At 73.1% G+C, this 16,076-nt stretch carries 10 protein-coding genes and 1 pseudogene; 5 read left to right on the top strand and 6 right to left on the bottom strand.

The annotated features are described in order from the left end of the window. Window positions 1-4: 4 nt before the first annotated feature. From K3769_RS19785 to K3769_RS19775, 3 genes are all read left to right on the top strand, one after another. Window positions 5-586: a sugar O-acetyltransferase gene (locus tag K3769_RS19785; protein ID WP_267027735.1), complete on the top strand. Its 582-nt coding sequence runs from the start codon at window positions 5-7 to the stop codon at window positions 584-586. 11 nt (window positions 587-597) lie between these two features. After that, window positions 598-1,146 carry a TetR/AcrR family transcriptional regulator gene (locus tag K3769_RS19780; protein WP_267027734.1) on the top strand — a complete coding sequence of 183 codons (549 nt, stop codon included), beginning with the start codon at window positions 598-600 and terminating at the stop codon, window positions 1,144-1,146. Between the two features lie 214 nt (window positions 1,147-1,360). After that, a complete protein-coding gene (locus K3769_RS19775; protein WP_267031447.1) occupies window positions 1,361-3,751 on the top strand; it encodes an excinuclease ABC subunit UvrA in 2,391 nt (796 codons plus the stop codon). Window positions 3,752-3,800: 49 nt separating this feature from the next. On the opposite strand, the gene K3769_RS19770 is transcribed toward K3769_RS19775, so the two are convergent. Beyond that, a complete protein-coding gene (locus tag K3769_RS19770) occupies window positions 3,801-5,327 on the bottom strand; it encodes an FAD-dependent monooxygenase (RefSeq protein ID WP_267027733.1) in 1,527 nt (508 codons plus the stop codon). Window positions 5,328-5,377: 50 nt separating this feature from the next. Here K3769_RS19770 and K3769_RS19765 point away from each other — a divergent pair, with 50 nt between their 5' ends. After that, window positions 5,378-6,016 (top strand): TetR/AcrR family transcriptional regulator C-terminal domain-containing protein, encoded by a 639-nt coding sequence (locus K3769_RS19765; protein ID WP_267027732.1) that lies wholly within the window; start codon window positions 5,378-5,380, stop codon window positions 6,014-6,016. Window positions 6,017-6,073: 57 nt separating this feature from the next. On the opposite strand, the pseudogene K3769_RS19760 reads toward K3769_RS19765, so the two are convergent. The 3 genes and pseudogenes from K3769_RS19760 to K3769_RS19750 all read right to left on the bottom strand — a co-directional run. Next, a pseudogene (locus tag K3769_RS19760) lies at window positions 6,074-6,208 on the bottom strand (saccharopine dehydrogenase NADP-binding domain-containing protein); the annotation flags it as partial. Between the two features lie 76 nt (window positions 6,209-6,284). Then, on the bottom strand, window positions 6,285-8,558 hold the full coding sequence (secD, locus tag K3769_RS19755; RefSeq protein WP_267027731.1) for a protein translocase subunit SecD: 2,274 nt from the start codon (window positions 8,556-8,558) through the stop codon (window positions 6,285-6,287). Between the two features lie 71 nt (window positions 8,559-8,629). After that, window positions 8,630-9,094: a hypothetical protein gene (locus K3769_RS19750; RefSeq protein WP_267027730.1), complete on the bottom strand. Its 465-nt coding sequence runs from the start codon at window positions 9,092-9,094 to the stop codon at window positions 8,630-8,632. Between the two features lie 303 nt (window positions 9,095-9,397). On the opposite strand from K3769_RS19750, the gene K3769_RS19745 reads away from it, so the two are divergent. Beyond that, window positions 9,398-10,603 carry a cysteine desulfurase-like protein gene (locus K3769_RS19745; RefSeq protein WP_267027729.1) on the top strand — a complete coding sequence of 402 codons (1,206 nt, stop codon included), beginning with the start codon at window positions 9,398-9,400 and terminating at the stop codon, window positions 10,601-10,603. Between the two features lie 23 nt (window positions 10,604-10,626). On the opposite strand, the gene K3769_RS19740 is transcribed toward K3769_RS19745, so the two are convergent. Together K3769_RS19740 and K3769_RS19735 are read right to left on the bottom strand one after the other, a co-directional pair. Then, window positions 10,627-12,414 (bottom strand): hypothetical protein, encoded by a 1,788-nt coding sequence (locus tag K3769_RS19740; RefSeq protein WP_267027728.1) that lies wholly within the window; start codon window positions 12,412-12,414, stop codon window positions 10,627-10,629. Next, window positions 12,411-16,073 (bottom strand): vWA domain-containing protein, encoded by a 3,663-nt coding sequence (locus K3769_RS19735; RefSeq protein WP_267027727.1) that lies wholly within the window; start codon window positions 16,071-16,073, stop codon window positions 12,411-12,413. The genes K3769_RS19740 and K3769_RS19735 overlap by 4 nt, the downstream gene beginning before the upstream one ends. Window positions 16,074-16,076: the final 3 nt, after the last annotated feature.

The following is a 16,076-nucleotide window of genomic DNA, read 5'->3' as shown; positions in this document are numbered from 1 at the left end:
ACGCATGCCGACGGACTACTTCGCCCATGATCCCCGCACGAATCTCGAACGCATGGCGGCGGGCGACCACTACATCGCCGACGACCCGGAGATCGTCCGCCGCTACGAGCGTGCCGTGCGGCTGGCCGCCCGCTATCAGGCCGCCTACGTCGAGGACACCGAGGCGGCCCGCCCGATCCTCGCCGAACTGCTCGGCTCCCTGGGACCCGACGCACATGTGCGGCCACCGCTGTACGTCGACTACGGCAGCAACATCACGATCGGCGCGCGCACCTTCGTCAACTACAACCTCACCGCCCTGGACGTCGCGGCGGTCACCATCGGCGAGGACTGCCAGATCGGTCCGAACGTGCAACTGCTCACCCCCACCCACCCCTTGGAGCCGCAGCCCCGGCGCGACAAGCTGGAAGCCGCCGAGCCGATCACCATCGGGGACAACGTGTGGCTGGGGGGAGGCGCCATCGTGCTGCCGGGTGTCACTGTCGGAGACAACTCCGTCATCGGTGCCGGCGCGGTGGTGACCAAGGACGTGCCCGCCAACGTGGTCGCCGTCGGCAACCCCGCCCGCCCGGTCCGCACCCTCTGAAGGCCCCCGCCATGGCCACCGGACACACCGACCCGCGGCGCCGCGAACGCATCATCGGCGCGACCCTCGATCTCATCGCCGAGGAGGGGATCGCCAGCGTCTCCCACCGGAAGATCGCCGCGCGCGCGGGTGTCCCGCTGGGGTCGATGACCTACCACTTCAGCGGTATGGACGAGCTGCTCCGAGAGGCGTTCACCCGCTTCGCCGACCACATCGTCGCCGTCTTCGACGCCCACCTCGCCGCTCCGGCCGACCGTGACCAGGCCCGGCAGGCGGTGGCGGACCTGGTGCACGTCCTGTCGGAGGGCAGCCAGCGCGACCTCGTACTCACCCAGGAGCTGTACACCCTCGCCGCGCGCCGGCCGGTCTACCGGGAACTCACCCATGAGTGGATGGGCCGCAGCCGCACCCATCTGGAGAAGCACTTCGACCCGGACACGGCACGGCAACTCGACGCCCTCATCGAGGGTCTCACCCTGCACCGGGCTCTGGACAACGAACCCCACGACCGTGCCCTCACACTTGAGGCGATCACCCGCATCACCACCCCGCGCACGTAGGGCCACCGGCCGGGCGCGCGGGCCGGGTGCGGGCGCGGGCGCCGGATCGATCAGGAATCGAGAAGCGCCTCACCCCGCGCCGCGTCTAGCGTGACTGCCATGGACGTCACCCCGCACGCGAGCTTCCGCCGCGCCGTGACGCGCCGGAACAACAGGTGGACAGATCAACAGTTGGACAGATCGACAGATCGACGGATCGACAGACGGAGACATGATGCGCATGGCCCCCAGGACGGACACGCGGTCGTCCGCGCCGCACGCTGCCGACAGTCATGACCTGATCCGCGTGCACGGCGCGCGCGAGAACAACCTCAAAGACGTCAGCATCGAGATCCCCAAGCGCCGCCTGACCGTGTTCACCGGTGTCTCCGGCTCGGGCAAGAGCTCGCTGGTGTTCAACACGATCGCCGCCGAGTCGCAGCGGATGATCAACGAGACGTACAGCGCCTTCGTCCAGGGCTTCATGCCCACCCTGGCCCGCCCCGAGGTCGACGTCCTCGACGGGCTGACCACCGTGATCACCGTCGACCAGCAGCGGATGGGCTCCGACCCGCGCTCCACCGTGGGCACCGCCACCGATGCCAACGCGATGCTGCGCATTCTCTTCAGCCGCCTCGGCACACCGCACATCGGCCCGCCCAGCGCGTACTCCTTCAACACCGCCTCGGTCCGGGCCAGCGGTGCGATCACCGTGGAGCGCGGCGCCAAGAAGACGGTCAAGGCGACCTTCAACCGCACCGGCGGCATGTGCACGCGCTGCGAGGGCCGGGGCTCGGTCTCCGACATCGACCTGAGCCAGCTCTACGACGACTCCAAGTCACTCTCCGAGGGCGCCTTCACCATCCCCGGCTGGAAGTCGGACAGCCAGTGGACCGTGCAGGTCTACGCCCAGTCCGGCTTCGTCGACCCGGACAAGCCGATCCGCGAGTACACCGCGAAGGAGTTGCGGGCCTTCCTCCACGGCGAGCCGGTCAAGGTCAAGGTCAACGGCGTCAACCTCACCTACGAGGGGTTGATCCCGAAGATCCAGAAGTCGTTCCTGTCCAAGGACAAGGAGTCGATGCAGCCGCACATCCGGGCGTTCGTGGAGCGGGCGGTCACCTTCGCCACCTGCCCCGAGTGCGACGGCACCCGGCTCAGCGAGGGTGCCCGCTCGTCGAAGATCGGCAAGGTCTCCATCGCCGACGCCTGCGCGATGGAGATCCGTGACCTGGCCGTATGGGTCCGCGGCCTCGACGAGCCGTCGGTGGCACCACTGCTCGCCGCGCTGCGGCAGACCCTCGACTCGTTCGTGGAGATCGGCCTCGGCTATCTCTCGCTCGACCGGCCCGCGGGCACGCTGTCGGGCGGCGAGGCCCAGCGCGTCAAGATGATCCGCCACCTCGGCTCCTCGCTCACCGACATCACCTACGTCTTCGACGAGCCCACCATCGGCCTGCACCCCCATGACATCCAGCGGATGAACGAGCTCCTGCTGAGGCTGCGGGACAAGGGCAACACCGTGCTCGTCGTGGAGCACAAGCCGCAGACGATCGCGATCGCCGACCACGTCGTCGACCTCGGCCCCGGCGCGGGTACGGAGGGCGGCACCGTCTGCTTCGAGGGCACCGTGGAGGGGCTGCGGGCCAGTGACACCGTCACCGGCCGCCACCTCGACGACCGGGCCGCCCTCAAGAAGACACCACGCGAGCACACCGGCTCGCTGCAGATCCGCGGCGCGACAGCGCACAACCTGCGGGGCGTCGACGTCGACATCCCCCTCGGGGTGCTCACCGTCGTCACCGGTGTCGCCGGCTCGGGGAAGAGCTCGCTCGTGCACGGGTCGATCCACGACGACGAGGGTGTGGTGTCGATCGACCAGGGCGCCATCCGCGGCTCCAGGCGCAGCAACCCGGCGACGTACACCGGCATGCTCGACCCGATCCGCAAGGCGTTCGCCAAGGCCAACGACGTGAAGCCCGCGCTGTTCAGCGCCAACTCCGAGGGCGCCTGCCCCACCTGCAACGGCGTGGGCGTCGTCTACACCGACCTGGCGATGATGGCCGGTGTCGCCACTCCCTGCGAGGAGTGCGAGGGCCGGCGGTTCCAGGCCGCGGTCCTGAAGTACCACCTCGGCGGCCGTGACATCAGCGAGGTGCTCGCGATGTCGGTGACCGACGCCGTGGCGTTCTTCGGGGCGGGCGAGGCGAGCGTCCCGGCCGCGCACCGCGTCCTGCAACGCCTCGCCGACGTCGGGCTCGGCTACCTCAGCCTCGGCCAGCCGCTCACCACGCTCTCCGGCGGCGAGCGCCAGCGGCTCAAGCTGGCCACCCACATGGGCGACAAGGGCGGTGTGTACGTCCTGGACGAGCCGACCACCGGCCTCCACCTCGCCGATGTCGAGCAGCTGCTCGGCCTGCTCGACCGGCTCGTCGACGCCGGCAAGTCGGTCATCGTCGTCGAGCACCACCAGGCGGTCATGGCGCACGCCGACTGGATCATCGACCTCGGCCCCGGCGCCGGTCACGACGGCGGCCGGATCGTCTTCGAGGGCACCCCGGCCGACCTGGTCGCCGCCCGCTCCACCCTGACGGGCGAACACCTCGCGGCGTACGTGGGCGACTGACCGCACTTCCTCGGGGCTTTCGCGGCCCCGCGTCCCGTGTGGGGCGCGGTCAGCCGGTCGCGGGGCCGTGCGTGAGGGCGAGCGCACGGTCCGCGGCGGCGGCCAGCGCGGTGTCGTCCGGATCCGTACCGATCCAGGCGAGGTGCCCGTCGGGTCGGATCAGGGCGGCGCGCACCGGGGCCCAGGCGGCCGGCGGCCGGTCGAGGGACCCGGCATGCACGGTGAGCCCCGGCCGCGCCCGGTCCGCGAGGACATTCCGCGGTTGTACGTTCTCCGGGCCTCGATCCTGACCGGATGTGCCGCCCGTCAGGTCGAGGAGCAGGTGACCGTCCGCGCGCAACCGCCCGTGCAAGCCGCTCCCGGAGCCGGTGAAGGCCAGGTCGGGGGCGCGGCTCCCGGTGAGCGGATGGGCCGCCGCGTCCGATGCCGGGTAGGTCACGGCGAGCGCGGTGAGGCGTTCGGCCAGGGCCCCGCCGAAGCCCGGCTGGGTGGCGATCATTCCGCTGAGGAACGACCGCAGATCGAGGCCCTCGGGGGTGAAACCGGTCATCAGGGCGGTCTGGGCCCGGCTGTGCTCCATCAGCTGGGCGCCGACCGGGTGGCGCTCGGCGTGGTAGCTGTCGAGCAGACCGGCCGGGGCCCGGCCGCCGACGGTCGCGGCGAGCTTCCAGCCCAGGTTGTGCGCGTCCTGGATGCCGACGTTCATGCCGACACCGCCGGTCGGGAAGTGCTGGTGGGCGGCGTCACCCGCGAGCAGGACCCGGCCGCGCCGGTACTCCGAGGCCAGCCGGGTGGCGTTGCCGAAACGGGAGAGCCACACCGGGTCGCGCATCCCGTAGTCCTCGCCCGTGATGGCGACGACCTTGGCCCGCAACTCCGCCAGAGTGAGCTCCCCCGGCGACTCGGTGGTGAGGCTGTCGGGGCTGATGCCGACGAGACGATAACGGCCGCCGGGCAGCGGCGCGACCAGCAGCCCGCCCCGGAGCCCGAAGACGCCGAACCCGGGGCGTGGCGGGTGGTCGAGCACGACATCGCCGAGCCAGCCCAGCACCGTGGAGGGCGTACCGGGAAAGTCGATACCGGCGGCGGTGCGTACGGTGCTGCGGGTGCCGTCGCACCCGACGAGGTACGCCGCCCGCAGCTCGTACGGCCCGTCGGGTCCCTGCACCTGTACGGTCACCGCGTCCGCGTCCTCGGTGAACCCGCCGACGCGGTGCCCCCGCAGGACGGTGGCGCCGAGTGCGAGCGCGTGCTCCGCCAGCAGTTCCTCGCTACGGGCCTGCGGCAGCGCGAGCGTGTACGGGAACGGGGTGTCCAGCACCCCGAAGTCCAGCCGCTGTTCGAGCATGGCGAAGTGCCCGCCCGGTATCCGCAGGCCCTCCGCCAGGAAGGGCTCGTGCACACCGCGCGAGGCGAGGATCTCGATGGTCCGGGGATGGACGGTGAGCGCCTTCGAGCGCTGATCGATGTCGGTCCGTTCCTCTACGACGGTGACGGAGACCCCGCCCAGCCGCAGTTCGGCGGCCAGCCACAACCCGACCGGACCTCCGCCCGCGATGACAACCTGCTCGTTCACGCATCCTCCTAGGTCACTGACCAATAACGTGTCCGCAGTAAACTAGGTCAATGACCAATAGGCAAGCGAGTGAGGGCCGCGCCCCCCGGCTGGACCCCGCAGCGGTGATCCGGGCCGCGCTGGAACTGCTGGACGAGAAGGGCCTGGACGCCCTGTCCACCCGGGCGGTCGCCGACCGGCTCGGCGTGCGGATGAACACCGTGCTGTGGCATGTGAAGACCAAGGCCCGGATGCTGGAGCTGATGGCGGACGCCGTCGTCGGCGAAGCCCCCCTCGACGGGCTTCCGGCCGACTGGGAAGAAGGGGTGCGCGAACTCGCCCGCCGCTACCGCCGCGCGCTGCTCGCCCACCGCGACGGCGCCGCACTCGTGGTCGGCACGTACGCCGCCGAACCGCACACCCTGGCCTTCGCCGACGCGCTGGTGGCCGCGCTCCTGGACGGCGGTCTCGACGAGCGGGACGCCGCCTGGACCACGTGGACGATCATCTACCTCGCCCTCGGCCTGACCCAGGAGGAACAGGCCGCGCCGCAGAACCCCTTGAAGGACACGGTGGCGGAGACGGTGTCCAGGACCACCCACCCCGCCCTGTACCGCGTCCTGCACCACCTCGACGCGCGGTCGTTCGACGAGCGCTTCGAGTTCGGACTGTCCGCGGTGATCGGCCGAGCGGCAGACCTGTCCTCATGAACACATCGGACACCGACGCCGCCCACCGGACCGAGACGGCTCGGTCGGGTCGGGCAGGAGCAACGGCGCGGCCGCCTCCGCCCGTGCGAGGTCGTGGTCGGCGACGGCCATGTGCGCGAAGAAGGGGCGACGGGCCGCGATCCTGGTGATCGCGGTGCCGACGCCCCCTGCTCCGACCAAGAGGACCCGCATGGTGCAGCGCTCCTTCGCCCCGCCCGCCCGTTTCGGTGCGGCAGGACGACAGCAGTGGCACCGCTCGGTCCGGTCCCTACCGCGCGCCCCGTTTCCGTGTGCCGGACGGCGGGTTGCCACGGGCGTGGAATTCGATGGCCAGGGGTGCGGCCGTGAACATCGAGGAGTACGTGCCGACGACGATGCCGATGAGCAGGGCGAGGGCGAAGTCGGTCAGGGAGTCACCGCCCAGCAGGGCCAGGGCGGCGAGGATGAACACGGCTCCCATCCCGGTGTTGACGGTCCGGGGGAGGGTCTGCAGGATCGCCGTGTTGGTGAGCACCGGAAAGGGGATTCCCTTTCGTCCGTCGCCGCCGCCGGTTCCTGTGCCTGGGTCGTGGGTGCGGTTGGCGGACGTCAGCTCTCTGATCCGGTCGAAGACGACGACGGAGTCGTTGATCGAGTAGCCGATCACCGTCAGCAGGGCGGCGAGGAAGACACCGTCGACCGGTTTGCCGAGCCAGGCGAAGACACCGACGAGGATCAGGGCGTCGTGGACCATCGCCACGACCGCGGACGCCCCGAACGCCCACCGGAAGCGGACGGCGAGATACAGCAGTTGCGCGGCCAGCGCCGTGGCGAGGGCGATGAGGGCTCCCCGGCGCAGTTCGTCCCCGAGGCTGGGACCGATGAGCTCGTCGCGGATCTTCTCGGCGCCGCCCGCCAGTTCGCCGACCGCCTTGTCCACCTTCGCCGCCTCGGCGTTGGTCAGCTGATCGGTGCGTACGGTGAGATCGCCGTCGCCCGAGGTCTGCACGACGGCGCGGGGCAGCCCCGCGTCGGCCAGGGCGGTCCGGGCACGGTCGGCGTCCACCGGGGCGGAGGCGGCGTACTCCATGAGCCGTCCGCCGGTGAACTCGACACCGAAGTTCAGCCCCTTGACCGCGATGCCCGAGGCGGCCAGGACGAGGGCCACGGCGGAGGCCGCCAGCCAGGTGCGCCCGCGCCGCATCAGGTCCGGGTCGCGGCGGGTGAGCCAGTCCCGGACCCTGCCGGTGTCCGCGATGCCGGTGAGGTGCGGCCGGCGGCGTACGGACCGGCGGGCGACCGCGTGGTCGGCGAGGACGCGGGTGATGACCAGGGCACTGAGCATCGAGGCGAGGACGCCGATGCCCAGGGTGACGCCGAAGCCCCGCACCGGCCCGGAGGCGAGGAGGAAGAGCAGCCCGGCGGCGATGAGGGTCGTGATGTTGGAGTCGGCGATGGCGCTGAAGGCATTGCGGAATCCCGCGGAGAGGGCCGGGCGCAGCCCCTTGCGGCGGGCCGCGTACTCCTCGCGGGCCCGCTCGAAGACGAGCACGTTGGCGTCGACGGCCATACCGATGGCCAGGACGAACCCCGCGAGCCCCGGGAGGGTGAGGGTGGCGCCGAGTGCGGCCAGAGCGGCGTAGGAGATGACTCCGTAACAGGCCAGGGCGACGGCGGCGAGGGCACCGAGGAGCCGGTAGACGGCGATGATGAAAAGCGAGGTCAGCGCGGTGCCGATCACGGCGGCCCAGGCGCTGGCCTCGATGGCCGTGGCGCCCAGCGTGGGGCCGACGGTGCGCTGTTCGACGGTCTCGACCGGTACGGGCAGGGCTCCGCCGTTGATGAGCAGGCCCAGTTCGCGGGCTTCCTCCTGGCTGAACGAACCGGTGATCTGGGTGGATCCGCCGGTGATGCCCGTACGACAGGCCACGGACGAGTTGACCTGCGGGGAGGAGATGACCTTGTCGTCCAGGACGATGGCCACGCGGCGGGCCGGGTCACCGGCCGGGTGGCACGCGGCCCTGCCGGTCAGCTCGGCCCAGGCGTCGCCCGCGCCCTTGAACTCGATGCCGACGAACCAGCCGGCCCCGCTCTGCGCGTCGATCCGCGCCTCGGCGCTGTCGACGTCCGCGCCGGTGAGTGCCGAGGGGCCCAGGCGTACGGGGCGCCCGGACTCGTCGGTGTCGACTGTGCCGGGATCCGTGTCGGGCTCCGTGTCCAGAACGGGGTGGAAGGTCAGTTGGGCGGTGCGGCCGAGGACGTCGGCGGCTTCACGCGGGTCCTGGACACCCGGCAGCTCGACGATGATCCGGTTGTCCCCGGAACGGGCGATGGTGGGCTCGGAGACGCCGAGCGCGTCGATGCGCTGACGCAGTACCTCCAGGGTTCGGTCGGTCGCTTCGGAGTCGGCCTCGGCGGTGGGGGAGTCGCGGGTCTCCAGTACGAGCTGGGTTCCGCCGCGCAGGTCGAGCCCGAGACGGACCGGGACGGTCAGGGTGATGTAGAGCGAGAGGGCCAGGACGGCCAGGGCGAAGAACGCCCGCACGCGGATGGCGCGCGTCAAGGGTGCCTCCAACAGGCATGACCGCACCCCGGAAAGGGGCGCGGTGGGGATCGACTGTCGACTGGGTGACGTCAGATGCCGGTGGGAGGCGGCGGGCCGCGCCCGCTGTGCCGCGGGGAATGCTGTGACGGTGTGAAGGCGCCGAGTGCGGCCGGCAGCGGCGGGCCCGGTTTCGCCAGCGGGACCACGAGGCCGGGCGGCACGAGGAATCCGCCGGGAGGCGGCGCGTGCCACTCGCCCGCGGTGACGCGGCCCGCGCGGGGCGGCTGGCCGCAGGCGGTGGGGCAGGAGTCGTCGACGCCGGTACGGGCGTCGGCCCGGGCTCCTGCGGGTGCCGACGCGCTGACGCCGGTCGCGGGCGCCGCGCTGTGATGTGCGGCGACCGCGACCGACGTCAGCGCGTCGGAAGACCCCGCGGCGGGGTTCCCCTGCAGGCCCAGTACGCCGAGGACGGTGAGGAGCACCGCCAGCAGCACGCCGGTGACGGGAGCCCGGTGTCCGCCGGGGGGTGAGGCCGCGCGGATCCGCTCTGCCACGACCTGCCCCTCCTTCCCCGACGCTCGACTCCCGACCGCGATGGAACGCGGCCCCGGCCGACAGAGGGCGGCCTCCCAGGACAACGCACGGGGAACGCACAAGGTTCGCACGGACCGGAACGGGTGAGGGATGCGCCAAGGATCGTGAACCCCACGGCCTCCCCGCGGCCGTTCTCGAGTACTGCGGCCCTTGTGGCAGGCGGGGTAAACGATCACGATGCAAGGACGGCCGGCCGGGCACTACGGGCAGGGCCGGCCCTCAGCACAGCCGGTTGGCCCGGCATGGCACCGACAGGAGCATTCGTGACGTACGACATCACCGCCCTCCGCGCGCACTTCCCGGCGCTGAGCGCCGGAATCGCCCACTTCGACGGCCCCGGCGGCACCCAGACCCCGCAGCCCGTCATCCGGGCGATCGCCGACGCGATGGGGCAGCCGCTGTCGATCCGGGGCCGGATGACGCCGGGGGAGCGCAACGCCGAGGCCATCGTCACCCGGACCCGACAGGCCCTGGCCGACCTGCTGGGAGCGCGGCCGACCGGGATCGTCTTCGGCCGCAGCGCCACCCAGCTCACCTATGACATCTCCCGCACCCTCTCCAAGGAGTGGGCGCCAGGTGACGAGGTGGTCGTCACCCGACTCGACCACGACGCCAACATCCGCCCCTGGATCCAGGCCGCCGAACAGGCCGGTGCCACCGTGCGGTGGGCCGACTTCGATCCCGCCACCGGAGAGCTGACCGCCGACGACATCCGCGCCGTGCTGTCCCCGCGGACCAGGCTGGTGGCCGTCACCGCCGCCTCCAACCTGATCGGCACACGGCCCCCGATCGCCGAGATCAGCGGCCTCGCGCACGAGGCCGGTGCCTTCGTCCACGTCGACGGGGTCCACCACGCCGCTCACACGCTGGTGGACCTGGAGGAACTGGGCGCGGACCTGTTCGTCTGCTCCCCGTACAAGTTCTTCGGACCCCACCACGGAGTACTCGCGGCCCGGCCGGAACTGCTGGAGACACTGCGGCCGGACAAGCTCCTGCCCTCCTCCGACGTGGTCCCCGAACGCTTCGAACTGGGCACCCTGCCCTATGAGTTCCTCGCGGGCACGGAGGCCGCCGTCGATTTCCTCGCCGGCCTGGGCCCCGACGCCACCGGCACGCGGCGGCAGCGTCTCGCCGCTGCCTTCACGGCACTCGAAGCACACGAGCGGACCCTGCGCACCCGGCTCGACGAGGGGCTGTCCGCGTTCCCGGGGGTGCACGTCCACTCCCGGGCGGCCGATCGCACCCCCACCGTGCTGCTCACCTTCGAGGGCCGGTCGGCGGCGGACGCGTACGGCTTTCTCGCGCAGCGCGATGTGCACGCGCCGGCGGGGTCCTTCTACGCGATCGAGGCCTCCCGCCGCCTCGGCCTCGGCGACACCGGCGGCCTGCGCATCGGCCTCGCTCCCTACAACAACGCGGAGGACATCGAGCGGCTCCTGGCGGGCCTGGCCGAGTTCCTGTCGCTCTGAACGCTCACGCCCGGCCGCCTCTCTCAGGAGGCGCCCCACGCCGCGGCGCACAGCGCCCGGTCCGCCTCCTCGGTGTAGTGGGCCGCCGCGAGCCAGGCGCGGGCGAACCGGCCGAGGTCGGCGGGGACGAGCCGGCCGAAGGCATCGCGGGACCGGTCCGCGGCAGCGGCGTGGAGTTCGTCGAGGAGGTCTCCGGCGCAGTCGAAGCCGTAGCGGCCCAGCCGACGGCTGTCGGCGGAACCGTCACCGGGAAAGGCGAGCACACGACGGCCCGCCGAAGCCGCCTGGTGGACCCGGCGGCGCAGGAGATGCAGCGGCGCCTCGTCCAGCGGGGCGGGCGGAGAACCGGTGCCCGGCGCTGCGGGTGCCGTCGCGGGGGCGGGCAGGTCCGCCTGCTGGAGGCGGTCGAGGCCCAGGTCGACATGGGCCCCGGCGGCACTGGGGTGGCCCGCGGCGATCAGGAGTGCCCGGGGCACGGGTGCGGGGTCGAGGCGGGCGACGACGCGCAACCGCGTACCCGGCGCGGTCGCGAGGAGACGGAGGTTGTCGCGGCAGGGCAGCGCGGGGTGGTCGTGCGCGGCGGCCAGCCGGAGCGTCAGGCCGTCGCAGTCGGCGAGCAGGCAGTCGCCCGCGGCCTCGCGGACCGTCCCGGTGAGCGTCACATCGAGGAACAGCAGTCCGTGCCCGCCGGTCAGGGCACGGGACACCTGCTCGGCGACCGGCGCCGCCCACAGACGGTCGAGAGGAGCCTCGCCCCACGCGGCGCCCGCCGCCCGCACGGCCCGCACGCCCGCACCCGCGCCCAGACGTCCCGTCGGCGAGACGGTCGCCCCGGACACCGCGAGCCCGGCCCGCGACAGCTCCCGGTGGGTCAGCGCGGTGTCCCCGATCCGCACGGCCCGGTCGGCCGCGCCCACGGCCCGGCCGGAGCCGCCCGGGGCGACATCGGAGACCGTGCAGAGCCTGCCGTCGGCGTCGGCGGTCCAGGTGACCGCTCCCGCGTAACCGGTCGCCGTCAGGACGGGTTCGGAGAACAGCCCGTACAACCGCAGGGACCCGTCCGGGGCGTACGGCTGCCGTGCGGTGCCGCGCAGGTCGGCGAGTTCGGCATCGGCGGAACGCGGAAGGCGGTGGGCCGTCATGAGGACGTCACGGAGATCCGCGGTGAGATCGGCGAGGCGGTACGCCGGATCGCCGCTGCGGGCGGCCCGGAGCCGGGTGACCACGGAGACCGCCGAAGCGGCGAGCCGGGGCAGAGCAGTGACCCGCGCGGTGTGCGCGGCGCGCAGCAACTCCGCCTGCAGTACTGCCCCGGACCCGTCCGTACCGGCTTCGAGTACGCCGGCCGCTGCGTCATACACGGCCAGCGCCGCGGTGCGCTGCTCGGGAGTGGCGGTCTCGGACTCCGCCCGTCCCTCTGGTGCGGGCGTGGGCAGACTTTCCGAGCCCGAGCCCGAGCCGGTGCCGGTGCCGGTGCCGTTGCCGGGCTGGGTCTCCGCCGCCGGTTCCGGCTCCTCCTGGGGATCGGCGATCGGGGCGGCCGAGGCGGCAGCCGCGCGGTGCAGACAGTCGGGCGCCAGCAGACAGCCGCACCGGATCGCGTCCGCGCTGGTCACGCTGCCGCCGGGAGCGTGCAGTTCGAGATGGGTGTCGTCGTCGACGGCGATGCGTACGGTGTCGCCGTCGCGGACGCACGGACGGTCCGCGAGCTTGGTGATGCCGGCGTCCAGCCGCTTGCGGAGGCGCGGGGTGAGCCCCTGCACGAGTGCGGCGGTCACGGACGGGGCGACCGGAGGCAGGTCGAGGCTCATGAGACTTTCTCCCCTACCCAGCGGGCGAGTTCGAGCGGGCTGAGGGCGGCGACGGGCATGCCTGCGGCGACGAGCTGTCCGGCGACACCGGTCGAGTACCGGGGGCGTCCGGCGTCGTCGAGACTCGCGCAGCCCAGGACATGGCAGCCCGCCCCGACGAGGTTGCGGACCTCGGCGAGCAGTCCGCCGACGGGATACCCCTCCTCGAAGTCGCTGACGACCACGACGAGGGTGCGGGACGGCACGGTGACGAGCTCGCGGGCATGACGCAGCCCCGCGGCGATGTGGGTGCCGCCGCCCACACTGACCTCGAGCAGCAGCGACAGCGGATCGTCGACATGACCGGTGAGGTCGACGACCTCCGTGGAGAAGGCCAGGAAGTGCGTGGACAGGGTCGGTACGCCGGCCAGGACCGAAGCCGTGAGTGCGGCCCAGACCGTGGAGGCCTCCATGGACCCGGACACATCGGTGACCAGGATCAGCCGCCAGTCCGCGGCGCGTTTGGCCCGGGAGCGGAAGACGGGGTGTTCCGGAATGACCTGGACGGTCCCGTCCGGGCCGCGGCGTGCCGTCGCGAGGTTGGCGCGCAGTGTGCGGGACAGGTCGAGGCCGCCGCCCGGCCGCCGGCTGGGCCGCGGCAGGGTCGTGCCGTGCAGGGCGGGACGCAGCCGCGTGGCCAGTTCCCGGGTCAGTGCCTCGACCAGACGGCGGACCAGGGGGCGCAGCGCGGCCAGCCGTGCCTCGGGCAGCCCTCCCGCGTGCCGGAGCACGGTACGCAGCAGGTCGACGGAGGGCCGCACGCTCGCCGGATCGAGCTCGGCGAGCACGTCCTTGCGGCCCGACGCGGCGGCCACCGCCAGCACCTCCTCCCGGATGCCCGGGCCGAACAGCGCGGCGAGTTCCTCGGACCACTCGCGCACACCCGGATACGGCGCCTCGCGACCGCCGCGTGAGCCCGGGCCGTCCAGCCTGCCCCTGCTGCCCTCGCCGCGTCCGCTGCCGTACAGCTCGTCCAGCGCGGTCGCCAACGCCGAAGCCGAGGACGGCAGCTGTTCCGTACGGCGTCCGAGCACGAGCCGCCAGCGATCGGCGGCCCCCAGGACGTGATCCTCGGGAGCCTTTTCCGCGGACTTGTGCGGTGCGGCGGGCTCCGCCTCCGGTACGAGGCTGTCCACCGGTGGCGGTGGCAGCAGGTCGAGCGTGCGCAGGGCGGCGCGGGCCGCGAGGTCCGCGCGGGTCCAGGTGGCGAGCGCGACGGGGTCGACGCCACCTGTGTCGCTCAGCCGCGTGGTGGCGAGCCGCTCCTCGACGATGTCGAGCAGCCGGTCGCGGGCCGCGGGACTGAGCGTGTCGAAGCCGCCCCGGAGTGCGGGCAGCCGGTCGAGCAGCTCCCGGTCGGGCAGCTCGGCCACCCGGTCGAGCAGGGGCTCCAAGGCGTCGGGCGCCGCCTCCAGCAGCTGACCCGCGGCAGTCAGCACTCCGACGAGCCGATCGGTGAGGGCGGCACGGGTCTCGGGGGTGGCCGCCCCGTCGACCCAGGAGGCGATCCGATCGCCGAGAACGTGCGGCTCCTCCTGCCCGAGCAGCACCTGTACGGCTCCGGCGGCGCCGCGCATCAGCGGGGAGCCGTCGGCGGCCAGTTGGGCGAGCGCGTCGGCGAGCCGGATGCCGCCCAACAGGTCGGCGCGATGGGCGAGTTCGAGCAGTGCGTGGGCGTCGGCCGGCTCCTCGGAGCCCGTGAGGCCGTCCACCTGCCGCACCGCCGCCGCGGTCAGCGACTCGGCCGCCGCGACCACCGTGGCCGTACGTTCCTCGTCGGCGTCGAGGCCCGCGACATGCCCCGTCCGCAGCCGGTCCAGCAGGGCCAGGGCGCCGAGGAGCTCCGGTAGGGTGGCCGACCCGGGGAGCACGTCACGTACCTCGGTGAGGCGTTCGTCGGTGAGGCCCGGCAGGCCGCACTCCGCCGCCTGCCGAAGCCCCTGCAGGGTCTGCGCGGCCGTGGGACCGCCCTCGTCCTGCTCGGCCCGCCGCCGTTCACGCAACACACCTTCGGCGGCCTGCGCCGCGGTCACTCCCCGGACACCGGCCGCGGTCAGCATGGCTGCGGTGGCGGGGGTCCAGCGCACCTCCCAGCGCGAGGTCAGAGCCTCCGTGCCGCCGGCGCCGACGGATTCCCTGGGCTCTCCGTACGGCACACCGCACACGGTCAGCCGATGCAGGAGCAGTTCGCGGCGGCGGTCCAGGTCGGAGCGCAACGGGTCCAGTCGCAGTTCCCGAGTGGCGTCGGCGCCCTGGCTGTCGGGCCCAGGCAGCCGCAACGCCGCCACCTCGTCCTCCACCGCCGGAGCCAGTCCGCTGCGGGGCGCGCCGGGCGCGGGACGGCCTGCGCGCCTGCCCACGAGCACACGCTCCATCGCCCGCGCCACGGCCCGGCCGCGCCCGTACGGCTCGCCCTGGGTGAGTACCGTCTGCACCGCCTCGACCAGTTCGCCCCGGCCCGCCGCGGGCAGGCCGCGCAAGCGGGCGAGGTCTCCGGCGAGGCGGCTGATCTCCCGGGCCTCGGCGGGGCCCGACGGATGGCCCATGGTGCGCAGTTCGGCACAGACACGCACGGCGGCGCGGGTCAGGGACTCCTCCAGCGCGACCGGATCACCGGCCGCCCGCAGAACGAGATGCTGCCACTCCGGGTCCCGGATCCCCGCCGGATAGCCGGACCGCTCGTCCAGCAGCGCGTAGGTGTAGGGGATGAGGGACGTCGTCCAGGTCGCGGGGGCGTCGGTAGCGGTCCGGCCGGAAGCGGACGCCCGGGGTCCCGCGCCCGCATCCGCACGCGGCGACACGGGCAGTGCCGGTGCCGGTACTGGTGTTGATGCCGGTGCCGACGTCGGCAAGGACGCCCGCGAGGACGAGGGCGAGGCCGCGTGCGTCGGTGCCGTCAACGCCGGGGCGTGAAAGGCGCCGACGACCACGGCGGCACGTTCGCCGTTCGCGGTGGCGGCGGCCAGCCGGGCGCGCATCCACTCCTCGCGCCGGAGGTCCAGCTCGGGCACGCCTCCCGAGGCCGCGGCCTCCTCGCGCAGCGCCCAGCCCGTCAGCAGCGCGGCGCGCCGCAGTGCCTCGGGCGGTGAGCCCGGGGCGGCGGCCTCGACGAGACGGTCCCAGAGATCATCACCGGTACGGCCGGTCAGCCGCACGCGAAGGGCGGCGGCGAGGCCCTGAACGTCGTCGTCGCCGTGACCGCCGTGACTGTCGTGATCGGCGAGTGGGCGCCCGGGATCGTGTCGGCCGGTGTCCCACGCCCGGTCGGCGAGCGGCAGGTCGCACGCGACGACCGGCACGTCGTGCCGCGCGGCCCAACGCACCGCGGCCAGTTCGGGCGAGAAGTCGGCGAACGGATAGAACGCCGGGCCCCGGCCGCCGCCCCCGTCGCGGGGAGCGGCGGCGAGGGCGACCGGTGCCCGCGTCTCCTCATGGGCGAGCCACGGCAGCCATTCCTGCATCTCGTCGGGGAGTTCGACGAGCAGCACGTCCGGCTCGGCCGCGTCCAGCAGCGCGGGCACGGCGGCGGCCAGCGAGGGCGCGTGATGCCGTACGCCGATGAGACAGGGCGCCGCCGGGTCGGTGAGAGCCGCGACGGCTTCCTCGGGGGAGAGGGGCACGGT

The organism is Streptomyces ortus (genome assembly GCF_026341275.1).
In the GTDB taxonomy this organism is placed as follows: Bacteria; Actinomycetota; Actinomycetes; order Streptomycetales; family Streptomycetaceae; genus Streptomyces; species Streptomyces ortus.
This window is presented reverse-complemented; position numbering and strand designations above follow the sequence as displayed.